We start from the raw sequence: 23,932 nt of genomic DNA, 5'->3' as shown, positions 1-23,932 counted from the left end.
GTGTGTTGAGTGAATATCCTGAAATTAACGCTGAAGTTCAACCGGTGAAATTTCGGCTTCTGTGTGAAAATGTTTCAGTGCCTTCAGCAACACATCGCATGCAGGTTATGTTACCTTGCGCGGTTTTTCCAGAGAGAGGCTGTTCATGTTTGCCGGATTTGATTACGGAAGTTCTAACTGTGCGATCGGCGTGCTCAGTGATGCCCAGACGGAAAATCCGGGCACTGAGCAGGTTAAATTACTGCCTCTCTACCAGGACCAGCACTTCGTGCCTTCCTGCCTCTATGCCCTGTCGCGGGAGCTGATCTGTGAAGCGGTCGGCCTGGGTATCAGCGACGCCTCGCAGCGGGATCAGTATATGGTCCAGCGCAGCGGCCAGCTGCGGCTGGCCGCTGCGGCCCGGCGTGAGCTGGACCTGCTGCCGGGCGAGCAGACCCTGTATATCGGAGAAGAGGCGGTTGCCAACTATATCGAGCTGCCAGATGAAGGCTATTTCGTGAAATCGCCCAAGTCCTTCCTCGGCGCCAGTGGACTGCGGCCAGAACACCTGGCCTTCTTCGAAGATATCGTGACGGCGATGATGCAGCAGATTAAGCGATCGGCCGAGCGTCACAGTGCGGAAGCGATTACCCAGACCGTGATCGGTCGTCCGGTGAACTTTCAGGGCAGCGGAGGCGAGGACGCCAACCGTCAGGCCTGCGGCATACTGGAACGCGCCGCGCAACGTGCCGGATTCCGCGATGTGGAACTGTTATTCGAACCGATCGCCGCCGGCATCGACTTCGAGACCCGGCTGGAGCAGGACCGCATCGTACTGGTGGTGGATGTCGGCGGCGGTACCACCGACTGCTCGATGGTGCAGATGGGGCCGTCCTACCGCGGACGCACTGAGCGCCAGGGTGACTTCCTCGGCCACAGCGGAGAGCGGGTTGGCGGTAACGATCTGGATATCCATCTCAGCTACCACGGCTTTATGCCGCTGTTCGGCCTGCACGACCTGTTGAAGAGTGGCCGGCCGATGCCGGCACAACCGTACTGGAATGCCGTATCGGTGAATGATATTGCAGCCCAGAGTGAGTTTAACAGCCTGCAGAACATCGAACTGATGCAGCAGCTGGAGCGTGATGCGCAGCAACCGGCGGTGATTGCCCGGCTGCTGAAACTGCAGCAGCATAAGCTGAATTATCAGTTAGTGCGCTGTGGTGAGCGCAGCAAGATTGCCCTGTCCGACCAGGCGGAGCACCCGGTGGCACTGGATTTCATCGAGCCGGGGCTGCAGCACAGCCTCAGTCGCGCACTCTACGAGGACGCCGTCGAACGGCCGCTGAGCAAGGTTATGAACCTGATGGCCGAGGTGGTCGAACAGGCTGGTTGCCAGCCGGACCTGATCTACATCACAGGGGGGACCGCCAAGTCACCGGTGGTGCGTGAAGCGATTGCCCGCCAGCTGGGCGATATCCCGCTGGTGGATGGTGATCACTTCGGCAGTGTCACCGCCGGCCTGACCCGCTGGGCGGCGGGGCTTTTCCGCTAACCGTTGCGGCTGGCGTGCCGGGTTACGGGGGCAGGCGGCAGATAGCGGCCCTCGTAACCCGGCCATGTGTCAGCAGCGTTGTTTTTCCAGCCACAACACCTGATCGGATTGATATAGCCTTTTATTTCATAGGGTTATAGTACGAAGAAAGTACCTTTATCGGGCTTTTCCCGCCGCATTCCCTTTATCGCCATTCAGTCGCTCATTATCCTGCCGATAGACCAATAGGTCGGAAAAAGGAGTGGGTGTACCCGACCGTGTTGTTATGCAGCCACCTCAGGAACCCGGCTCAGTTTGCAGTGTGATGTTGAGTTGTCGGGCCGCTCCCCTTTTTCAGACAGATCTGCCTGCCCCAGCCACTCCATCTCAATCTTTCAGACCTATCACTCCGTCACCTGAAGACGGTAAGGGATCTTACTATGGCTTTACTGAATGCTTTCCGTATCTCCACCCGAATCTATACCCTGGCGGCGGTGCAGTTACTGCTGATGTTGCTGGTGGGCGGAGTCGCCTGGAGCCAGATGCAGAAGATCGGTATCGAGCTGGTCGATATCGCGGAACGGGATATCCCGATCACCAACTCCCTGACTCAGATTACAGAGCACCAGCTGGAGCAGGCGGTATTGTTTGAGCGTGCCCTGGCCTACGGTCTGGCGAATGAGTCGGGTATCGATACCGGGCGGCAGCTGAATCAGATTGTGACTGATTTCAAAACACTGGCAAAGAAGGTCGAGCAGGAGTTTGCAGAGACAGAGGAGCGGGTCTCTCACGCGATCGTCACGACCCACAGCCAGGCTGCGGCGTCTGAGTTCCGACGGCTGCTGGAAACGCTGCAAAAGATCGATCGCAAGCATAACCGTTACGATCAGATGGCGCTGGTCTTGCTGCAGCAGTTACAGGCGGGCGAAGCCAGCGCCGTATTCCGCCGCTCGGCCGAGGTGATCGCACTGGAAGATGATATCGATCACGCCCTGGTCGAGGCGTTGAATAAGATCCAGGGCTTTACGCTGAACGCGGCCAGGCAGGCTGAAGCCGACGAGCGGGCCGGTCAGCAGCTGATTGGCGGAATTCTGCTGGTCGCCCTGCTACTGGCCGTGGTGCTGCCGGTCATTATCGTCCGGGCCGTCACTAATCCGGTGAACAACTTGCGTAACCGCCTGCGTGAGATCGCCGAAGGCGATGGCGATCTCAGCGTCCGTCTGGATGAAACCGGTACCGATGAGCTGAGCGAAGCGGCTCAGGCATTCAATAAGCTGATGGCCAAGCTGAGCGAGATGGTGAAGTCGATCAGCAGCACCTCCAGTGCCCTTTGCGTCCAGTCAGACGACAGCATCCGGGTGATGAATAAGACCCGCGCCAACGTAGACCGGCAGCAGGAGGAGACCGAGATGGTGGCCTCTGCGGTAGAGGAGATGGCCGCCACGGTAACCGATGTGGCCAAGAGCACCGAGCAGGCCGCAGGCCTGGGTGGGGTGATCCGTGACCGGGTCGCCGAGGGGATGGGCTGTGCCATCGACAGCCAGCAGATTATCCAGAAACTCTCTACCGAGGTGACCGATGCCTCTGCGGCGATTCAGTCCCTGGCGCGGGAAACCAACAGCATTGGCGAAGTGCTGGATGCGATTCGCGGGATTGCCGAACAGACCAACCTGCTGGCGCTGAATGCGGCGATTGAAGCGGCGCGCGCCGGCGACAGCGGCCGTGGCTTTGCCGTAGTGGCGGATGAGGTCCGGGCCCTGGCACAGCGGACCCAGTCTTCGACTCAGGATATCCAGAACCTGCTCTCGCGCCTGCAGCAGGAAGCGGCCAAAGCCGTTGAAACCATGCAGCAGGGCCAGCTCAGCGCCGATAGCTGTCTGGAACGGGCGACGGTAACGGCGGGTGCGCTGGAGGAGGTGACCCAGGTGGTGGAGCAGATCGCTGACCTCAATACCCAGATCGCCTCTGCCTCAGAGCAACAGGCGATGGTAGCCGGTGAGATCAATCGTAACCTGGTGCGGATAACCGAAGTGGCGATGGAAACCACCGCCGGTGCCTGCCAGACCTCGGCCGTCAGCGAGGAGATGTCGCAGGAGCTGACCCGCCTGAACGCATATGTTGGTCAGTTCAGGGTCTGATGAGTTAAGGCCCCGGCCGGCTCCGCTGATCCGGAATCGGCTGCTGATTTAACGCGGCCCGCTAACCCTGATAGCTGGCCTTTTCATGCTGCTGAGCGGCCTGACGCAGGCAGCTTGCCAGCTTCTGCCGCACCTGGGGTTCTATCTGCGGCGCGGCAATCATATTGATCTTCATAATCACATCACTGCCGAGCAGCGCGCTGGGCAGTGGCCGGATCAGCTGCGGATTGATCACCGATTCCGGCAACAGCGAGATGGCAAACCCGGCGTGGACTGCCGAAGCGACATTGTCCAGCATGGTACTGCCAAAGACCTGTTGATAGGGACGGCCGGACCTTTTCAGGCCCTCCAGGCAGAGGTCGCGGACGATGCAGTTATCCTCATGCAGCGCAATCGGCAGTTTCTCTGCATCCTCCAGCCGCACACAGCGCGGGGCGGCCCAGATCAGACGCTCACTCCAGAGCAGTTCTTCATCGATTGAATCCTCCTCTCCGGCGACGATCGCGATATCCAGCTCGCCCCGCGTAACCATCGGCCGCAGGTTGCGGCTGCGGTCACAGCTGACCCGGGCGTCCAGTCGTGGCAGCTCCTGACTCAGCATCGGCATAAAGTGATTGAGAAAATCCTGCGCATAATCGGTCGGAATGCCGAAGCGCAGCTTGCCGGAAAGCTGTTCCTCGGTGAGTGCGGAGAGGGCTGCCTGGTTCAGGCGCAGCAACTGCTCGCTGTAGCTGAGCAGGGTTTCCCCGGCCTCGGTCAGGCGGATGCCGCGGTTATTGCGTTCCATCAGCCGGGTGCCGAGCTGCTCTTCCAGCCTTTTCAGCTGCATACTGACAGCGGCATGGGAACGGTACACCTGCTCGGCGGCTTTCTTCAGCTCTCCGGCTTTGACCACGGCAGAGAAAGTACGCAGCAGTTCCAGATCCAGTAAGGGTTCCATCAGCAAGTCTCCAACCAGCAGGCGAGCCGGATAGCATGTGATTCAGCTATTCTGAATAACTGGTTAATAAATATTCGTTTGCCTGAATCATGCAGGTTTTTTACCTTGGATTGCAACAGGGGGCACACAACAGTGACTGCTCCGGCCACAACAACAGTGAAGGTATAACCCATGCAAACTGAGCTGATTCCCCCACAGATGAGCGCCGTCGTTCTGACCGGTCACGGCGGCCTCGACAAGCTGGAATACCGTCAGGATCTGCCGGTGCCGCAACCCGCTGCCGGCGAGGTGCTGATCCGGGTCGCGGCGGCGGCGATCAACAATACCGATATCAATACCCGCATCGGCTGGTACTCGAAAAGTGTCACCGGCCAGACCAATGCCGGTGCGGCCGAGGGTTTCGCCGCACTGGATGATGACGATGCCAGCTGGTCAGGCGAGGCGCTCAGCTTTCCCCGCATCCAGGGCTGCGATGTCTGCGGTTATATTGCGGCGGTCGGCGAGGGCGTGGACCCGGCACGGGTCGGTGAGCGGGTGCTGGTGCGTAACCTGCAGCAACGTCCCGGCAATAACCGCGAGTTTGATTGCATCACCTATGGTTCAGAGTGTGACGGCGGTTATGCCCAGTACACCCTGTCGCTGGCCAATGAGGCCTATCCCGTCGACAGTCAGCTCAGTGATGCCGAGCTGGCCTCTTTTCCCTGTGCCTACTCCACCGCCGAGAACATGCTGCACCGGGCCGGCCTGCAGGCCGGCGAGCGGGTGCTGATCACCGGGGCATCGGGCGGTGTCGGCTCGGCTGCGGTGCAGCTGGCCAAGCGTCGCGGCGCTTATGTGATCGCGGTCTGCGGTGCCGACAAGCAGCAACAGTTGCTGAATCTGGGGGCGGATCAGGTGGTGCGCCGGGGGGATTCGCTGACGCAGGCGGTGGTGGCAGAGTCTGTTGATCTGGTGGTGGATCTGGTGGCCGGGCCGCAATGGCCACAACTGCTGGATCTGCTACGTCGGGGCGGGCGCTATGCCGTGGCCGGGGCTATCGCCGGACCGATCGTCGAGCTGGATGTGCGCACACTGTACCTGCGTGACCTGAGCTTCTTTGGCTGTACCTATCAGCCCCGGGAGGTGTTTGAGAATCTGGTGCGCTATATCGAGCAGGGCGAACTGCAGCCGCTGGTGGCCCGGACCTATGCCTTAAAGGAGGTACAGCTGGCACAGCAGGACTTTATGGCCAAGGGCTTTATCGGCAAGCTGGTCTTGTTACCACCCCAGGGGAGTGAAGGATGAAAATCAGTGCCATAGAGGTCTACCACCGCGCCCTGCCGATTAGTGGCGAGCCGTACCGTATGGCCCTGCAGACCCTGACCGCGCTGGACTCGACTCTGGTGCGGGTCCGCACTGACAGCGGTCTTGAGGGCTGGGGCGAGAGCTGCCCGCTGGGGCCGTCCTACCAGCCGGAACATATGCTGGGCGGCCGCGCCGCGCTGGCGGATATGGCGCCGCACCTGATCGGCCGGAATCCGCTGCATATCCAGCAGGTAAACCATGTGATGAACCAGGCCCTCTGTGGCAGCCTCTACGCCAAGGCAGCGATCGATATGGCGTTGTGGGATATCGCTGGCAAGGCGTATGGCGCCCGGGTCTGTGACCTGCTGGGCGGGGCTGTGCGCGAACAGCTGCCCTCCTACTATGCCATCAGCCTGCTGCCGCCGGATGCGGCCGCTGCGGTGGCGCAGCAGAAACAGGCCGAAGGCTTTAAGCGCCTGCAGCTGAAGGTGGGCGGGCGCGATATCTCCGAGGATATTGCGGCGGTGCGTAAGGTGGCAGAGGTGCTGGCACCGGATACGGCGCTGGCGGTGGATGCCAACCGCGGCCTCAGTGCCCGCGATGCGATCCAGCTGTCGCTGGCCTGCCGCGAGCAACGCTTCGTGCTGGAGCAACCCTGCATGACCTATGAACAGTGCCTCGGCGTACGCCGCCAGATCAGTCATCCGCTCTATCTGGATGAGGTGATCACCGACCTGAATATGCTGCTGCGGGCGATCGGCGATAACGCCGCCGACGGCTTCGGTATGAAGCAGAGTCGGGTCGGCGGTCTCAGCCAGATGCGCACCATCCGGGATGTCTGTGCCGCCGCCGGGCTGCCGATGACCTCGGATGATACCTGGGGCGGCGACCTGATCGCCGCCAGCTGCCTGCATCTCGGTGCCACTCTGCAGCCGGCACTGTGCGACGGGGTCTGGATCGCGGCGCCCTATATCGACGGCCACTACGATGAGGAGAATGCTATCGATATCGTCGCCGGACAGCTCCGGTTGCCGTCGGGGCATGGGCTGGGGGTGGTACCGCAGCTGGCGGCAGGCGAAGCACCGCTGATGCAGTTTGACTGAATGGCAGTCGCTGCGGGACGGCTGTCTCAGTCGTCCTCGGTCAGCAGGTCCAGTGGCCGGCTGATTGTGGCGGTGGAGGCGTTGTAGATGCGGTAGCGATTGCCGCCCATCCGCTTCGCCTCGTACAACGCCTTATCGGCATTCTCAAGCAGTATGGTGCTGCTGATGCCATGTTCCGGATAGATCGCAATGCCGATCGACACGCCGATACTGACCTCTTCTGCCGCCGTGATCTCAACCGGCGCTATCAGCTGGTTTACCAGCCGCTCTGCGACCTGGCGCAGAGCCTGTTCACTCTCCGGATTGATGATCAGGAGGGCAAACTCATCACCGCCCATGCGGGCGACCATATCACTCTCGCGGCAGACACTGAGCAGCCTGTCTGCCAGCGCTTTCAGCAGCTGATCTCCGGCCGGGTGGCCGTAACTCTCATTCACCGGCTTGAACTTATCCAGATCCAGCCATAGCAGGCCCAGCTCATGCTGCTGACGGTCAGCCAGGCTGATCGCCTCGCGAAAGCGCTGGAAGAAGCCGCTGCGATTGGCCAGTCCGGTCAGGCTGTCGGACATCGCCAGCCGGCGGGCCTCCTGCTCGGCCTGATGGCGGCGCTCGATCTCCTGCCGCAGTATCCGGTGCCAGCGGAAAAAGACCATCAACACCAGCGTTGCCAGCAGCGTTGCGCCGCCAATCAGGCTCCAGAACAGCAGCCAGTTTAAATTGAGTTCACCTTGAACGATCCGGTGGTCAGCAAACTGCTGTGCCTGCGGGCTTGCAGAGTCGCTCTGGGGCGGTTGACGCACAAACGGGGGCCTGAGAGGTTCAGATAACAGGTCTGTATCGCCTGTATCTGGGGTGATCCACTCGAACGGCATCCCCGCTGCACCGACGGCTATCTCGCCCGGCTCAGTCTGGTACGGTTGGGCTGTCGCCCTGGCGATATTCGCGTGCGAGGCCTGCACCGCCAGCAAAGGGCCATACAGCAGTACCGCCCACACTGCGGCCTTGCCGACCTGGCGCAAGGCCGTCGTCAGTAGGATGCAACCCTGGTTTTCAGGGGCTTGCCGGTTATTACAATGGACAAGCCCAGCGGCATTTTGAAAGATAACGTCGGTTCCTGCGAGGTGATCTGTTGCCCGTGAGGCCCTTACTTCAGATTACATCAAGCATGGGTGTCTCGCGAATCAGCACCGGGATGAGCGGTGCGCAAACTGTTTGCTCGTCTGGCTGAGAGCCCCTTAACGGTCCTGGCTGAGCCTGTGCTCTGGCGGTTGTTTAACTGCAGTGTCGGCAGCCGGATATCAGAGGCTGACCAGCGCCCGGAGCTGGTTGTCCGAGAGCTCGGTAATCCACTGTTCACCGCTGGCAACCGTCAGCTCGGCGAGCTCTTTTTTACCCTGAATCATGCTGTCGATCTTCTCTTCAAAGCTGTGTTCGGTGATCAGGCGATGCACCAGCACCCGGTTTTGCTGGCCGATACGGAAGGCGCGGTCGGTGGCCTGGGCTTCGACGGCGGGGTTCCACCAGAGGTCATAATGGATCACCTGACTGGCTGCGGTCAGGTTGAGTCCGGTGCCGCCTGCTTTCAGCGACAAAACCATCGCCCGGGTATGGGGGTGGGTCTGGAAGGTATCGACCAGCGTGTCGCGTTGCACACGTGACAGGCCGCCATGCAGGAAGGGCACATCCAGCCCCAATTCTGCCTGCAATTGCTGGCAGAGCAGCGTACCCATACTGGTGTACTGGGTGAAGATAAGCACCTTTTCGCCCGCCTCATCGGCTTCGCGCATGATGTCGATAAAGGCGGCCAGCTTGCCCGATTCTGTGGTGACGGCGGTACTGTGGCCGAGGTATTGCGCCGGGCTGTTGCAGATCTGTTTCAGGGCATTGAGCAGCTTGAAGATCAGTCCGCGCCGTTCAATACCTTCATCGCTGTCCTGCAGTTCTTTCATCATGCTATCGACGGTGCTCTGGTAAAGGGCGGTCTGTTGCGGGCTGAGGCTGCAGTAACGGTTGCTCTCCAGCTTCTCCGGCAGGTCGCTGATAATGCTCTTATCGGTTTTCAGGCGCCGCAGGATAAAGGGCGCAGTTAGCTGCCGGAACTGCTGCAGCCGGGCCTGATCCCGCTCCTGCTCAATCGGGGCTGCCAGTTTGTCGTGAAACTGTTTCTGGCTGCCAAGGTAACCCTTGTTGGTAAAGTCGAACAGGCTCCAGTACTCGCGCAGGTGGTTTTCCACCGGGGTGCCGCTCATACCGATACGGATATCACTTTTCAGCTTCTTGATCGCCTTCGTCTGCTGGCTGGCCGGATTTTTTATGTTCTGGGCCTCATCAATAACCAGCGCCCGCCAGCGCTGCTTGCCCAGCACTGCGGCATCACTGCGGACTAAGCCATAGCTGGTCAGTACCACCTGCTGCTGTTGATCCGCCGGTTGGCGGTTTGCGCCATGATAGATATGACAGCTAAGCGCCGGGGCGAAGCGTTGTATCTCCCGTTGCCAGTTGCTCAGCAGGGAGGTGGGGGCGACCACCAGAACCTGTTGCCGCTGCAGTTGCCCGCTTTGTTGCAGGTGCAGGATCAGCGTGATCACCTGCAGGGTTTTGCCCAGTCCCATATCGTCGGCCAGCAGGGAACCAAATCCGAGCCGGGCATTTTGCGCCATCCATTCGAAGCCGCGCAGTTGGTAAGGGCGTAGCTGCGCCTGCAGTCCTTCCGGCAGCGGTGTCGGTTCGACCTGGCGCAGGCGATCAAGCAGGGCCTGGGCCGAAGGCGCCAGGTCGGTCACGGCGCCGTCCAGTTCGCCACTTAACCCGGCCCGCAGTAACTCGTGTGCGCTCAGGGATTGCGGTAGGCGCTCCAGTTGTTTCAGCAGCTGCTGCAGTTCCGTCTGATCCAGCATCAGGTACTGGTCATGCAGTTTGACCAGCCCGTCAGCCTGTTGCAGCAGCTGCCGGAAGTCCTCGACAGAGAGGTGCTGTTCGCCGAGTGCGACCTGCCAGTTAAACTGCAGCAGCTGTCCGATATTCAACTGGTTCGGGTTCGCCGTGCCGGCAGAGTCCTCGGCTGCCAGTGCCAGGCTGAGGCGCGGGTAAGCCAGTTTATGCAGTGCTTTGGGTAACTGGACGGTCATTCCCAGGGCCCGCAGCGCCGGTAATGTGGACTGCAGTAAGGGCGTGAACTCCGCCAGGCTGAATGCCAGCTGTGGCAGGCGATCTGTGCCGAACAGCTGTTCGGCGGCGGGGAAGTAATCCGCCAGTACCGCCAGGTCGCAGAGCAGACTGATCTTGTCGGCCGACAGGCCCGGGGCATCCAGTAACTGCTGCAGCGGTTGGCTGGCACCCTGATGTGCTACCTGAATTTCCAGGCTCAGCCCCAGCGCCTGTTCCTCGATATGGAGCGAGAGCTGATGCCTGCGTTCGGACAGATTCAGCGGTGCCAGCCAGTGCTGTATTACGCGGCCGTGTTCCCGGTTCTCGAAGCGCTCAAAGCATTGAGCTTCACCGCCACAGAACAGCTGGTTTATCGGGTCGTTACGGCGCGCCTCCGGCGCATTGTTCAGTCCCTGGGCCATCAGGTGGGCGATCAGCAGATGCAGGGCGCTGTGGATCTGCTCACGGGCACTGCTGAAGTGAATCTGTGGCTTGCGCCGGCCCGCTGCTGTGAACTCCATCAGCAGCAGGTCTGGTGGACAGAGCGGGTAGAGCGCTTCCAGCAGGGACTGGGCGGAGGCGCAGAAGGGGGCGGCCTGCCAGCGAATCAGCACTTCGTCCGCCTCCGTCCGCGCCACGGCAGGGGTTACCGCCTGCTGCGCAACCAGCTTGAGGGCCAGCCGGTAGAGGTGTCGCCACAGTAGCAGCGCCGGGCAGAGCCGGGCCTCCTGACCGTACTCCAGCGCCGCCAGCAGTTGCAACAGGGGCGGGCTGTCTGGCAGCGGCGCGGGGATCGCAGGGGTATCGGCGTCGTGACTCAGTAATGTGGCGGCTTCGATAACCTGCTCATCACTTTCCAGCCGCAGTAACTGGCCGCTGTTGTCGATGATGACGCAGAACGCCTGCAGACGGTCGGCGTGCTCCCAGCGCGCACTGACCTGACGGTCTGCCAGTTGCGCGGCGCGGGCGGCTCTCTTATAGCTGTCCCGTAACAGAGGGTGAAAGCTTTTGCGATGAAACAGGGTCTGCTCAGACAGAATGCTGAAAATACGCGCCCCCTGGGGGGCGATAAGACTCAGGTCGAGCCGGTCAAGGCGGCGGCCGGAGGCAACCTGCCAGTATTCCACCGCGGGCTCGGCTGACCATTGTGCCGATAACAGCTGCGGTGCTGTCCGTTGTGGCAGGTTGGCACCACTGCGTTGTTCGATAGCGGCCAGCAGGTCCACGCCGTGCAGCTGAAACACCAGGAACGGGTCTTTATCAATCTCGCTGGCGATCAGGTAGATGACGGCAGCAATATGCTTACAGGGCACCGCCCAGTCGGGGCAGGAGCAGTGGCTATCCATATCCTGCCAGTGACCGGGAAACAGCTGGATCTGTGCGTCAGTCAGTAAAGACAGCAGTTGTGGCGGTAGCTGGCGGTTAAGTAACCGCGACAGCAGTTCCGGACGATTGTCCAGCAGAGTGTCGAGAATCAGCTGGATCTGCTGTTGGCTGAAGTGATCCAGCCGGATGGTGACATCATAAGGACGGCGGCGGCTTCCTTTCACCTTGGCTGTCACTTCGGCATGACTGATCTGCAGGCTGGAGACCGTGCCTTTATTGGCATAGGTGCGGCCACGCGGCAGTCGGTTGCTGTAGTCGATGCCGTTGAATGCAGCGAGCCACTGCTCACCCCACCAGGTCTGGCCATAGTTCATCAGAGTTTAATCCTTGTCTGACTGTTGCCCGTGCGATTGCAGGTAATACTGCCAGTCGTCGGTCTCAGTATCCAATGTTGAGTTGTCTGGACCTTAATGCGGCCGACTGATGCGCTGACGAAGCATAAAGCCATCCACCGACTTCTTGGCCGTCTTCGCGAGTTTCTGCATCTGGGCAAAAGAAGGGGCGGCGAGTTGGTAACGCTGCTCGATATCGCTGAGCATCCGCAGCCAGAGGTGGGCGGTCATCTCGGCATCGGCCAGGGCGCGGTGGTAGGTGCCGTCGGTGGGCAGGTTCTTGTAGCGTACCAGGGTGCCCAGCTGGTGATTGGGGGCATCCTGATAGATGCGCCGGGCGGTGAGCATCGAGCAGCAGAAGGGATGTCGGCGGCTGGCACCGACCCGTTCCAGCTCGGCATCGAGGAACTTCTGGTCGAAGGAAGCGTTATGGGCCAGCAGGTTATAGCCGTCGATAAAAGCGGCAAACTCCGCCATCACCTGCTCGCAGGGCGGGGCGTCCTGCAGCATGCGGTTGCTGATGCCGGTATAGCCTTCGATAAATGAGCTGATACGCCGGCCTGGATTCATCAGGCTCTGGAAACGCGCGCCGATCACGCCGTTTTCGATCTTCACCGCCCCGATCTCGATCGCCCGGTCGCCCTGGTCAGGCGACAGGCCGGTGGTTTCAAAGTCGAGCACGATCAGGGTATCTGCAGGCGTATCAGTCATTCTTTACTCCGTTGGCTGTCCTGGCGGGCGTAAGCATATCCGGGCGATAGTAGCCGCTGTATCCTGAAAGCGTATATAGATAATTTCATGACTATCTGGCTCTGTATTATTTTCTCTCATGTTAAGCTGAAGAATCAGAGGGCGGAAAACCTGCCATTTGGCTTGTCCATTCAATATCGCCTGCTCTAGAATCGTCGCCGCTTGAGGTGCCCGGTGCTATGACCGGGTTAAACGGGAAGTCAGTGCCGCAGCGCTAACCCATACAGGGAAGGCTGGCAATCTGACGCTGCCCCCGCAACGGTGATTGAGTTAAACCAGCGTGAATACCACTGTGAGCAATCATGGGAAGGTGCGTTGGTGGCGTAACGGGTATAAGGCCCCTGCGCACTCATCAGCCCGGATACCGGCCCAGGCGCGTCACCTTCCAGAATGCGGTGGGCATCTCTCGGGCGGAATCGTACAGGTGACAATAACTTAATTATTGTTGCCGGGTACGAAGCCGCCTGTCACAGCTTGCTGTGCCTGTCTGCCGGGATCTCCTGTGCCTGCTGCGGCCCTCTGGGCGCGGATGCGCGGGTTCCTGCTTCGATTCGACAACGCTGACTGGATGGGAGTCCAGCAAATGTCGAGCACTCTGTTTAAGCCTGCACTGCTATTCAGTGCACTGTTCCCCCTCTCTCAGGCTGTCCAGGCCGCGCATCAAGCCGAAAGCCGGGACACCCTGATCGTCTCCGCCAGCGCGACCGGTATCGAAGCCGAAAAGCTCGGGCGTGCCCACAGTCTGATCAGTGGCGCACAACTGCAGCGCCAGCAGATCCGTTATGTTGCCGATGCCCTGCGCCAGTTACCGGGGCTGGCAGTGTCCCGCACCGGCGGCCCGGGCGGGCTGACCCAGATCCGGGTGCGAGGCTCCGAAGCCAACCATGTACTGGTGCTGATCGATGGTATCGAAGCCTCCGATGCCGGTCAGGGCGAATACGATTTCTCCGGCCTGCAGGTGAGTAATATCGAACGCATCGAGGTGCTGCGTGGTCCCCAGAGTGCCTTCTGGGGCTCCAATGCCACTGCCGGGGTGATCAATATCGTTACCCGCGAGGGTGTGGCGGGTGAGCCGCAATTATCACTCAATAGTGAACTGGGCTCTGACCAGACCCGCCAGCTGGGGCTGGGACTGAATGGCGGCAGCGAGCGCCTGCAGTACAACCTCTCAGGTTCCCTGCGCCGCAGCGATGGCTACAATATCTCCGATTTCGGCACTGAGGATGATGGTGATATCAACCGCACCCTGCAGGCCAAGCTGCGCCTGGCGTTGTCAGAGCGCCTCAGTCTGAAGTTCAACAGCCGCTATGTAAATCGTGATTCCGATACCGATGATCAGGATTTTGCCTTTCCGGCAACGGCGACACAGGGCCGGGTGATCGATACCGACTCCGGCGCGGCCAGCGAGGAGTGGATTAACGCTGTGGCGCTGGAGTGGCAGGGCGATCTGCTAAGGCAACAGCTGCAACTGGAGCAGAGTGACAATGATCGTCGCGGTCGTAGCGGTTCCGGCGATTATGGCAGTGACAGCCGTCGCCAGAAGGCGGCCTACCGTATCAGTTACGACTTCGACAGCGACAATGCGACCCATACTCTGACCGCCGGTGTCGAGCATGAGCGGGAACAGTTTGAGAATCTCTTGCCCTCGTCCCCGGACCAGGCCGGCAGCCGCAAGCGCTCCCTGGATGGCTACGTGCTGCAGTATCAGGGAGAGTTCGCTGAGCGCCTGTTCCTGACCGCCTCGGCGCGACAGGATGATAACGACCGATTCGAGGACGCCTCCACCTACAGCCTGTCGGCCGCTTACCAGCTGGCCAATGAGGTGCGGCTGCATGGCTCCCTTGGCAGCGGCGTGACCAATCCCACTGTCTATGAGCAGTTCGGCTTTTTCCCCGGTCGCTATCAGGGCAATCCTGACCTGAAGCCGGAACAGAACCGCGGCTGGGACCTGGGGATCGCACTGCCGCTGTGGAATTCCGATAGCAGCCTGGATATCACCTGGTTTGAAGAGCGGCTGGAGCACGAGATTATCACCGTCTACGACAGCAGCTTTATCGGTTCGCCGGCCAATAGTGAGGGCAAGAGCCGCCGTCAGGGGCTGGAGCTGGCGCTGCAGGCGGAGCTGACCCGCACCCTGAGTGCCCGTGCCAGCTATACCAATCTGATATCGCAACAGGCGGATGGCCAGCTTGAAGTGCGCCGTCCGCGCCAGAGTGGCGCCCTGGGGCTGGACTACAGTACAGGGGATGGCCGCAGCCGCCTGTTCCTGGATGCGGTCTACAACGGCAGCATGCAGGACTCCGAGTTTATCAATGCCACGCCTGAAACTCGGGTAAAACTGAAGCACTACTGGCGCCTTAACCTGGGGGCGGATTATCAGCTCAACCCGCAGTGGCAGCTGTATGGCCGTATCGAGAACCTGCTGGATCGCCAGTACGAAGAGGTGTTCGATTACAACGTCCAGGGCCGGACCTTCTTTGTTGGCCTACGGGCACAGTTCTAATCCAGGGCCTGGCTCTAACTTAGGGCATAGTTCTAACTCAGGGGAGAGGAGAACAGCATGACGAGTTATCCACAATCGCAGACAGAGTATGTCGATGGCCGCTGGCAGCAGGTCTGGCCGCTGCCGCTGGATGAGGTCTATCTGCAGGAGTTGCTGAGCTATCTCTTTGAGCAGCACTGGCAAAAGATCATCTTCGGGCCGATTATCGAGGGCGCGGCCTACGAGATGCGTTGCCCCTGTGCGCCGCGCAAGATCAGCCTGTTCGATGGCTACCTGACGGTGCATTTCGGTAGCAGCCATTTCCATCTCTGTATCGGTGAGCATCAGGGCAGCCCGGCCAATCCCACCCCGCAGGCCCTGCGCCAGCGCCGCCGTACCTCGCGTGCCGAATTGGTGCGCGGCTTCGATGGCGCTGCCGATGCAGATGCCGGGGCACCGGGCGCGCCGCTAAGCTGGCAGTTACGGTTGTTTAACGGCGATGGCACGCCGCAGCTGAATATCTTCTTCCCCAACCCTTTCCTGACCGATGAGGATGGCATCGCCGAGCAGCCTGACTGGTCACGGCTGGCGGTATGGCAGGATATCAGTGCCCGCTATCTCGGCCTGCCACCTGATCCGCTGGATTGCAGCGGCAGGGGCTTCGGACGTGGCGGATGAGATATCTGTTGGGGCTTTTGTTGCTGCTGAAGGGATTGCTGCTGAGCGGGCTGGCGGCTGGCGCAGTTGTGCCAGAGCTCCCGCAGCGCCCCCAGCGAATAGTCTCGATTAATCTCTGTACTGATCAGTACCTGCTATTGCTGGCCGACCCGGCGCAGATCCGTTCGCTCAGCTTTCTCGCCCATCAGCCGGACAGCAGCTACCTCTACCGCAAGGCGCTGGCCTATCCGGCCAACCGGGCGGAGGTGGAGCAGGTGATCAGCTACCGGCCCGACCTGATTCTGGGTGGTACTTTTACCAGCCGTGCCACCACCCGACTGTTGCAGCAACAGGGCTTCAATATCCAGTTGCTGGGTCATCCCCGTAGCCTGCGTGAGGTGGAGCAGCAGTTGCAGTCGCTGGGCGCGTTACTGGGCCAGCAACAGCGCGCCCAACAGGTGGTGACGCAGATGCGCCAGCGCCGCGAGCAGCTGGAGCAGGCTCTGGCCGCTGAAGGGATTGAACCCGCACAGCGCCCCAGCCTGCTGCAGTATGCCCCCGGCGGCTTTACTCAGGGCGCGGAGACCCTGGTCGGGGAGCTGATCCGCCGGGCCGGCTGGCGCAATGCCGCCACTGAGCTGGGGATTGTATTGATGGGGCGGCTGGACCTGGAGCAGCTGCTCCAGCTGGCGCCGCTGGCGCTGGTGGATGCGCCGACCACGGCTGCGAGTCACTCGGTGGCGGAACAGATGCTGCGCCATCCGGTGCTGGCACAGCTGAGCCGGCCGCGTTATCGCATCCGGCTCGACCGGCGATTATGGATCTGCGGCGGCCCCTGGCTGCTGGATGCGGTCGATGCCCTGTGGCAGGAGCGACAACGGATTCTGCAACTGGAACAGGCGCGTGGCCGTGCGGCCGACGAGGCGGATCAGAGGTGAGTCGCTTCAGCCTGTCGTTGCTGGAGGGCGGCCGGGCCGGGGAGATAATGGGTAGATGATGGGCGAATAAAACAACCTCTTTTCTTCTTTATCATCCCGGTCCGGTGCATCAGATGGCGAAAAAGTGCGGCTTATCTTGTTCCTTTCACAGTGCCTGCCTAGAATCTTTGCCCTTTGAGGTCGCCGGGCCCCGCATCAGTTGCGTCACCTGACTATAGTCGGCGGTTACCTCCAGGGCGGGATCGTACAGGTGACAACATAATAAATACTCTTTGTCGGGTACGAAGCCACCCGGGTGCAGCCTGCTGTGCCTGCCGGTTTTGGCTCGACAAGGTTAAATGGTTTAGGAGTCCATTGAATGTCGAGCCACCCGTTTAAGCCCCTGCTGCTGTGCAGTGCACTGTTCTCTCTGACAACCACGGTCCAGGCCCAGCTCGAAGAGCGGGGCACTCTGGTTGTCGCTGCCAGTGCCACCGGTATCGAGGCAGAAAAAATGGGCCGGGCGCACTCGCTGGTCACCGCCGAACAGCTGCAGCGCCAGCAGATCCTGCACGTCGCTGATGCTTTGCGGATGGTGCCGGGACTGTCGGTATCGCGCACCGGTGCGCTGGGCACTCTGGTACAGGTCCGGGTGCGCGGCTCCGAAGCCAACCATGTGCTGGTGTTGATTGACGGTATCGAAGTCAATGATGCCGGCCAGGGCGATTATGACTTTTCCAGCCTGCAGGTGAGCAATATTCAGCGCATCGAGGTGCTGCGCGGCCCTCAGAGCGCCTTCTGGGGCTCTAACGCTACGGCCGGGGTGATCAATATCGTCACCCGTGAGGGACAGGTGGGCAGGCAGCAGTATTCGTTCAGCAGTGAACTGGGCTCCGATCAGAGCCGCCAGCTGGGGCTCGGCGTACGCGGCGGCAGTGAAGGGCTGCAATACAACCTGTCCACGGCCCTGCGCCAGAGTGATGGCTTTAATGTCTCTGACTTTGGCACTGAGAAGGATGGCGAGATTAACCGTTCCCTGCAGGGCAAGCTGCGGCTGGCCCTGACCGAGGCCCTGAGCCTGAGCTTCAACAGCCGCTATGTTAATCGCGACGCTAATAATGATGATAAGGATCTTAACCGTCCTCCGACCCCAACCCGGGGCCGGGTGATCGATAGTGACAGTCCGGTCAGCCATAAGGAGTGGAACAGTGCTGTTGCCCTGGAATGGCAGCGGGATGCCCTGAAGCAGCAGCTGAAGCTGGAGCAGAGTGATAATGACCGTCGTGCAGTTCGTGCTTCCCGACTCAGTGGCAGCGACAGCCGGCGCCAGAAGCTGGCCTATCAGATCAGTTATGACTTTGGCGGCGACCGTGCGAGCCATATCCTAGCGGCGGGGGTTGAACATGAGCGCGAGCGCTTTAAGAACCTGTTCCCGCTGAGCCCTGCCCAGGGCGAAACCCGTGAACGCTCGCTGGATGGTTATGTGCTGCAATACCAGGGTGAGTTCGATGACCGCCTTTTTGTCACCGCTTCGGCGCGACAGGATGATAATGACCGCTTTGCCGATGCCTCGACCTACAGCTTGTCGGTGGCTTACCTGCTGGCCGATGAGGTACGCCTGCATGGCTCACTGGGCACCGGTGTGACCAACCCGACCATTCAGGAGCAGTTCGGGTTTTCCCCCGACCGCTATCAGGGCAACCCTGATCTGAAGCCAGAAGAAAACCGCGGCTGGGATCTGGGGCTTGAACTGCCCTTGTGGAGCCCGGAGACAATGCTGGATATCACCTGGTTTGAGGAGCGGCTGAAGAACGAGATCATCACCGTGCGTGATCGCAGCGATATCGACTCACCCGTCAACAGTGACGGCAAGAGCCGCCGTCAGGGTCTGGAGCTGGCCCTGCAAGCGGAGCTGACGGCCCGCCTGAATGTCCGCGCCAGCTATACCAACCTGATTTCGCAGCAGGCGGATGGCCAGGTCGAGGTGCGTCGTCCGCGTCACAGCGGTGCCCTGGGACTGGACTACAGTGCAGGAGACGGTCGCAGCCGGGTCTTTCTGGACGCGCTCTACAACGGCGGCATGGAGGATAGTGCGCTGGTGAACGGCACACCGGAGACGCGGGTAAAGCTGAAGCACTACTGGCGCCTTAAGCTGGGGGCCGACTATCAGCTTAATCCGCAGTGGCAGCTGTACGGCCGGGTGGAAAACCTGCTGGATCGCCAGTACCAAGAGGTATTTGATCACAACGTCCAGGGACGCGCTTACTTTGTCGGCCTGCGGGCACAGTTCTGATACGCCGTGCAACATGCAGCGGGATCGCGCACCTTATCAGGGAGAATTCAGAATGAACCTCATCAGTCGTAAGCCGGCGTTGCTTTATGCCGGCCTGGCGCTGCTGACACTGCTGCTGGCGCTGGCTTCGCTCAGCCTCGGCTCGACCCGCTTTCCGCTGGCGCGGGCGCTGGCAGGCGTATTCAGTGCTGAGGCCAATCTCTATAGCCTGATTCTGCTGGAGTTGCGTCTGCCCCGGACTCTGACAGCGCTGGTGGTGGGAGCCTCTTTAGGTCTCTGTGGAGCGGCGTTGCAGGGCTTGTTGCGCAACCCACTGGCCAGCCCCGGCCTGCTCGGCAGCAGCAGCGGTGCCGCGCTCTGTGCGGTCATCGTGCTCTATTTCGGCCTCCATGCCGAGGCCGCCTGGCTACTGCCGCTGGCCGGAATAGCGGGGGCATTGCTGGCGACGCTGCTGGTCTGGCTGATCGCCGGACAGAACAGCAGTATCACCACGGTGATCCTGGCCGGGGTAGCGATTAACGCGGCCTGCGCCGCCGGCATCTCGCTGGCGATCAATCTGGCGCCCAGCCCCTGGGCGGTCAGCGAGATCGCCCTCTGGTTGCTGGGCGACCTGAGCAAGACCAGCTTCGACGGATTCTGGCTGATGCTGCCGTTCAGCCTGCTGGGCTGGCTGCTGCTGGCCGGTTGCGGCCGTGGTCTGAACGCCCTCAGTCTGGGGGAGCAGACGGCGGTATCGATGGGCATCAGCCTGTCGCGGCTGCGGATTCAGTTGTTTGCCGCCACCGCACTGTCCGTCGGGGCAGCGGTCGCCACCGTCGGCAGTATCGGCTTTGTCGGACTGGTGGTGCCGCACCTGCTGCGGCCGCTGGTGGGCTATGAACCGGCCCGATTGCTGCCGGCCAGCGCCTGCGGCGGCGCGCTGATGCTGTTACTGGCGGATATGGGCGTGCGGCTGATCGCGACCCAGACACCGTTACAGGTGGGAGTGCTGACCGCGCTGGTGGGGGCTCCGTTCTTTCTCTTCCTGATCCTGAAATCCCGGCGGGAGATGCTGTGAGTATTTTACAGGCGAAGCAGCTGTACCTGAGTCGTGGCGGCAATCGTTGCCTGCGGCGGGTCGATTTTCAGCTACGCAGTGGCGAGCTGGTGGGACTGATCGGCCCCAATGGCGCCGGAAAATCCTCCCTGCTGAGCTGTCTGGCCGGGCTGGGGCAGGCGGATCAGGGCGAGGTGTGGCTGCAGCAGCAACGCTTAGCGCAGGTGTCCGCCGCGGAAAGAGGCCGCAGGCTGGGTTATCTGGCACAGCAGGGGGAGGTCCACTGGCCGATCACGGTCGAGCGGCTGGTGATGCTGGGACGCACACCCCATCTTGGCAGCTGGCAACAGCCCGCTGAGGCCGACCTGAAGATCGTCGAACGGGCGATGCGGCAGACCGATGTGCTGCATCTGCGCCAGCGTCCGGCCTCTGAACTGTCGGGGGGGGAAAAAGCCCGGGTGCTGCTGGCCCGGCTGCTGGCCGGAGAGCCGCAGATCCTGCTGGCGGACGAGCCGACCGCCGCGCTGGATATGGCTCATCAGCTGAGCCTGATGCAGATGCTGCAGGCGTTTGTTCGCAATAAAGAGGGGCGTGGCGCGGTGGTGGTGCTGCACGACCTGAACCTGGCCAGCCGCTACTGCGACCGCATCGTGATGCTGGATCAGGGAGAGGTGGTGGCGCAAGGCACTGCGTCCGAGGTACTGACCGAGCAGCGCCTGGCGCAGGTGTATGGCATCGAAGCGGCATTGCTGCAGCATCCCCGTGCGGGGCTGAGCATCCTGCCGCTGGCGCTGCGGCGGGACTGAGCCGGCCCTGTCGGTTGCCGTCAGTCCGGCTCGCTGCCGGGCCCTCATCAGTCGCCGATCGCCAGCAACTCAACGTCGAAGATCAGGGTCGAGCCGGGGGTGATAATCCCGGCCGAGCCCTGGCCATAGGCCAGTTCGCTGGGGATAAACAGGCGCCGTTTTTCACCGACGACCATCAGCTGCACGCCTTCGGTCCAGCCGCGGATCACCTGGTTGAGGCCGAAACTGATCGGCTCGCCACGGTCGACCGAACTGTCGAACACCCGGCCATCGATCAGGGTGCCGTGGTAGTGCACTTTGACCTTATCGGTGGCACTCGGATGCTGCTCGCCGCTGCCGGGCTGCAGGATCTTATACTGCAGCCCGGAGTCGGTGGTGGTGACTTCCGGGTCCTGCGCATTCTCGGCTAGAAAGGCCCGGCCCGCCTGCATATTCTCGGCTGCCAGCTGCTTGTTGCGCGAGCTGTTGCGGAAAAACATCACGGCGATTGCCGCCACCACGATTAACAGAATAATTTCAGTCATAAGTGCCACTGCCTAAGATGGGTTTGTCTGCACTCTAACGGGGATGGAGCCGAGGCTCAAGACGGGCCGGGAAAACGGCAATCGGCCGGACCGTCGCAGAACGGCTGGCCTTTGCGCCACAGCGGATCGCCTATGAGCGACTGGGTTTAACGAACCAGTGGTGTTTGGCGCTGCTGAGCAGCATCAGATAGACGCAGAATGCGATCAGGAAGGTGATCGGGGCGGAAAACAGCGCCAGCGATTCGTTGCCAAAGTTCAGTGTGATCACCCCGATGCCGGCACCAGAGAACCAGGCCAGCAGGCCGCAGGGGTTGAGTGAGGTGACCCGCTGGTGATCACATTCGATATGGCCATCAAACAGCTGGTCGTAGCGCGGCGAAAAGATATGCGCCAGCGCGATGGCGACCCAGGCGACGACAAAGATGCCCTGATAAGCCAGTGCCTGCAGGATAAAGTCGAACACGTTCATCAGCATCAGCGCGTAGACCACGGCACCGACTGCAATCGCCCAGACATAGCGAGGCAGGTGGCCCAGCCCGAAACGCTCGAAAAAGGCCTGCATATTATCCGCCGCCAGATAGAAATTAGCGGTATTGATGCGGGTCTGGCTGACCCAGACAAACAGCAGTCCCCAGATGCCCATCAGTTTCAGGATCGCCAGTACCACGGATACTTCGGACAGGCCGCCCTCGGTGGGGATGGTGGCGACGAGGAATATGCCTGCAACGCCGTTGACCATAAAGGTGAACAGGTAGAAGGGCATGCCGAAATTGATGTTGGCGTGGTAGCGGGCATCGTCCTCACGGCCAAAGCGGGCATAGTCCCAGGTGTACATCATCAGTATCCATACCCCCATAAAGTAGGTGTAACAGTTCCACCAGCCGTTCTCCGGCGCGCCGCCTTCAGGTCCCATATTGAGCCAGGCATCGCTGTAACCGTATTCATTGATCGACACCGCCACGGCTGCGATCAGGCCGAGAATATAGAAGGGCAGCAGCACACCGTTAAACTTATCCAGCCAGTTCTGCACGCTGCCAAAGACCAGCGGCACGCTGTACAGCACCACGATCAGATAGGCGACTTCGATACTGAGCGAGGGAAAGTAGGCCTGAATCGCCACGGCGATCACCGAGCCCTCGAATACGCTGTAGTAGATCGCGGTGGCAAAGAAGATCAGCGTCGCGAGGCTGGCGCCGATCTTGCCGAACAGCACCCGTGAAAACAGCGCCACCGAGAGCCCGGTGCGGATCGCGTAGCGGGTGATGATGGCGTTGATCAGGCCGTAGCTGACGACTGACAGCGCCAGCCCGATCAGGGCATTTCCGGTGCCAAAGTTCATCGCCAGGGTGGCGGCGACCACCAGCCAGAACATCGCACTGCAGATCGCCCACCAGGCCATGCTGAGTGAGCCCCGGTTCATCCGTTCTTCCCGGGGTATGGAGTGATGCAGGGCGGGCCCCTGCGTATCGGTGTTTGTATTTATTTTTCCGGCCATAACCTGTTTCTCTTGTGATTATTGGGAGGCAGGCCCTGCCTGTGGCAGAGACCTTCACAGACTAGAAGACCGGGGCGGGGAATAATTGTGCTGCAGGGACCGGTTTTTTGATCATCCGGGAAACGCCCGGGCGGGCGCTACCGGGGCCGGTCAGTGCCGGTTGCGCATCTCGCGGGGAGAGCAGCCAAAGCGGGCCTTAAACAGGCGGCAGAAGTGGGCTTGGTCGGTGAACCCCCAGCGGTAGGCGATCTCGGCCAGCGTGGTCTGACCGCTGTCGATACGGATATCGTTCAGCGCCGCCTGCAGGCGCAGCTCTTTGATCCACTGGCTGACGGTCTGGTCGGAGTCCTTAAACAGCTTGTGCAGGTAGCGGGTCGAGATATGACAGGCATTGGCGATCATATCCGGTGACAGTTCAGGGCGCTGGATATTGTCCCGCACCACGCGCTCGATATTGCGCAGATGAGCGTTGCGCAGGCTGGCTTCATTGCTCATCAGGATGCGGTCGTCGTTCTGCAGGCTGAGGGTCAGCAGCTCGATCAGCTGGCCGCCCAGCAGCGCCTGACTGGCTTCGTCGGTGTAGGGCGACTGCCGTACCAGGCTTTTCATAAAGTCTGCAAACAACGCCCCGGCACCTTTCTGACGGTCGAACTCCATATACAGGTAGCGTTCCGGGTCACGCACCCGGCTGCTGAGCATGGACATCGGTACGCGCAGTACCCACAGCAGGTTGTCATGGCTGAAGCTGAATGTGTAGGGCAGGTCACTGCGTTCCAGGATAAATGCACCGGGATTACAGACCACGCTGTGGCCCGCCTGGCTGAACTGGACCGGGGCCTGGGTCGGCATGGTGATCAGGAAATAGGATTCAGAGCGGTCGATCTGGTGCTGGTTGCGGCTGAAGCAGGTGGCTGAGCTGGACAGGTGGGAGACGCCGAGGGTGCCGAAGCTCCACTGGCTTAGCTGGCCATGAAAATCGCGGGCATTGCGAAAGCTCAGGTCGAGCGGGAAATAGGTATTTCCGATCACTTCCTGCCAGTAGCGCTGTCGGTCGCGTGGCGGCAGCAGGTGGGTACTGTAGCTGGTGTGCATATGAACGCCTCTCTTATTTTTATTGAGTTCATATCGG

General features: G+C 60.9%; 17 protein-coding genes and 1 riboswitch. Of the genes, 10 read left to right on the top strand and 7 right to left on the bottom strand.

The window, feature by feature from the left end; all coding sequences use genetic code 11:
* The first annotated feature begins 145 nt into the window (after nt 1–145).
* Nucleotides 146–1,534, top strand: coding sequence for a molecular chaperone (gene yegD / locus Q354_RS0106285; protein WP_027856861.1), 1,389 nt, complete (start codon nt 146–148; stop codon nt 1,532–1,534).
* A gap of 419 nt (nt 1,535–1,953) precedes the next feature.
* A complete protein-coding gene (locus Q354_RS0106280; RefSeq protein ID WP_027856860.1) occupies nt 1,954–3,651 on the top strand; it encodes a methyl-accepting chemotaxis protein in 1,698 nt (565 codons plus the stop codon).
* A gap of 61 nt (nt 3,652–3,712) precedes the next feature.
* Here the strand turns inward: Q354_RS0106280 and Q354_RS24830 are convergent, their stop codons facing one another.
* On the bottom strand, nt 3,713–4,591 hold the full coding sequence (locus Q354_RS24830) for a LysR family transcriptional regulator (protein WP_036228682.1): 879 nt from the start codon (nt 4,589–4,591) through the stop codon (nt 3,713–3,715).
* Between the two features lie 171 nt (nt 4,592–4,762).
* Between Q354_RS24830 and Q354_RS0106270 the strand changes: the two genes are divergently transcribed.
* Entirely contained in the window at nt 4,763–5,875 is a 1,113-nt protein-coding gene (locus tag Q354_RS0106270) for an alcohol dehydrogenase family protein (protein WP_027856859.1), read from the top strand.
* Complete coding sequence (locus Q354_RS0106265) at nt 5,872–6,978, top strand: mandelate racemase/muconate lactonizing enzyme family protein (RefSeq protein WP_027856858.1); 1,107 nt, start codon at nt 5,872–5,874, stop codon at nt 6,976–6,978. The genes Q354_RS0106270 and Q354_RS0106265 overlap by 4 nt, the downstream gene beginning before the upstream one ends.
* Before the next feature lie 26 nt (nt 6,979–7,004).
* Here the strand turns inward: Q354_RS0106265 and Q354_RS27245 are convergent, their stop codons facing one another.
* The 3 genes from Q354_RS27245 to Q354_RS0106250 all read right to left on the bottom strand — a co-directional run bounded on the left by Q354_RS27245 (nt 7,005) and on the right by Q354_RS0106250 (nt 12,554).
* Entirely contained in the window at nt 7,005–7,973 is a 969-nt protein-coding gene (locus tag Q354_RS27245) for a GGDEF domain-containing protein (protein ID WP_156948246.1), read from the bottom strand.
* 303 nt (nt 7,974–8,276) lie between these two features.
* Nucleotides 8,277–11,825, bottom strand: a complete 3,549-nt coding sequence (locus tag Q354_RS0106255; protein ID WP_027856856.1) for an SNF2-related protein — start codon at nt 11,823–11,825, stop codon at nt 8,277–8,279.
* Between the two features lie 93 nt (nt 11,826–11,918).
* The gene (locus tag Q354_RS0106250) at nt 11,919–12,554 is read right to left on the bottom strand and encodes a 3'-5' exonuclease (RefSeq protein ID WP_027856855.1); all 636 of its coding nucleotides are present in this window, start codon (nt 12,552–12,554) and stop codon (nt 11,919–11,921) included.
* 186 nt (nt 12,555–12,740) lie between these two features.
* A riboswitch (cobalamin riboswitch) is annotated at nt 12,741–12,980 on the top strand.
* 196 nt (nt 12,981–13,176) lie between these two features.
* Between Q354_RS0106250 and Q354_RS0106245 the strand changes: the two genes are divergently transcribed.
* The 6 genes from Q354_RS0106245 (at nt 13,177) to Q354_RS0106220 (ending at nt 20,784) form a co-directional block, all read left to right on the top strand.
* Nucleotides 13,177–15,096, top strand: coding sequence for a TonB-dependent receptor plug domain-containing protein (locus Q354_RS0106245; protein ID WP_051559942.1), 1,920 nt, complete (start codon nt 13,177–13,179; stop codon nt 15,094–15,096).
* 57 nt (nt 15,097–15,153) lie between these two features.
* Entirely contained in the window at nt 15,154–15,753 is a 600-nt protein-coding gene (locus Q354_RS0106240; protein WP_027856853.1) for a DUF7676 family protein, read from the top strand.
* Complete coding sequence (locus tag Q354_RS24820; protein ID WP_051559941.1) at nt 15,750–16,670, top strand: ABC transporter substrate-binding protein; 921 nt, start codon at nt 15,750–15,752, stop codon at nt 16,668–16,670. The genes Q354_RS0106240 and Q354_RS24820 overlap by 4 nt, the downstream gene beginning before the upstream one ends.
* 358 nt (nt 16,671–17,028) lie before the next feature.
* Complete coding sequence (locus Q354_RS0106230; RefSeq protein WP_027856852.1) at nt 17,029–18,942, top strand: TonB-dependent receptor plug domain-containing protein; 1,914 nt, start codon at nt 17,029–17,031, stop codon at nt 18,940–18,942.
* A gap of 52 nt (nt 18,943–18,994) precedes the next feature.
* Nucleotides 18,995–19,999, top strand: a complete 1,005-nt coding sequence (locus tag Q354_RS0106225; protein WP_036228678.1) for a FecCD family ABC transporter permease — start codon at nt 18,995–18,997, stop codon at nt 19,997–19,999.
* Complete coding sequence (locus tag Q354_RS0106220; protein WP_027856850.1) at nt 19,996–20,784, top strand: ABC transporter ATP-binding protein; 789 nt, start codon at nt 19,996–19,998, stop codon at nt 20,782–20,784. Before Q354_RS0106225 ends, Q354_RS0106220 begins: the two co-directional genes overlap by 4 nt.
* A 47-nt stretch (nt 20,785–20,831) precedes the next feature.
* Here the strand turns inward: Q354_RS0106220 and Q354_RS0106215 are convergent, their stop codons facing one another.
* From Q354_RS0106215 to Q354_RS0106205, 3 genes are all read right to left on the bottom strand, one after another.
* The gene (locus Q354_RS0106215; protein WP_027856849.1) at nt 20,832–21,308 is read right to left on the bottom strand and encodes an FKBP-type peptidyl-prolyl cis-trans isomerase; all 477 of its coding nucleotides are present in this window, start codon (nt 21,306–21,308) and stop codon (nt 20,832–20,834) included.
* A gap of 130 nt (nt 21,309–21,438) precedes the next feature.
* Entirely contained in the window at nt 21,439–22,803 is a 1,365-nt protein-coding gene (locus Q354_RS0106210; RefSeq protein WP_027856848.1) for a purine-cytosine permease family protein, read from the bottom strand.
* A 150-nt stretch (nt 22,804–22,953) separates the two neighbouring features.
* Nucleotides 22,954–23,895 carry an AraC-like ligand-binding domain-containing protein gene (locus Q354_RS0106205; RefSeq protein ID WP_027856847.1) on the bottom strand — a complete coding sequence of 314 codons (942 nt, stop codon included), beginning with the start codon at nt 23,893–23,895 and terminating at the stop codon, nt 22,954–22,956.
* Between the last annotated feature and the right edge of the window lie 37 nt (nt 23,896–23,932).

This window comes from Marinobacterium jannaschii DSM 6295 (assembly GCF_000620085.1).
In the GTDB taxonomy this organism is placed as follows: domain Bacteria; phylum Pseudomonadota; class Gammaproteobacteria; order Pseudomonadales; family Balneatricaceae; genus Pontibacterium; species Pontibacterium jannaschii.
This window is presented reverse-complemented; position numbering and strand designations above follow the sequence as displayed.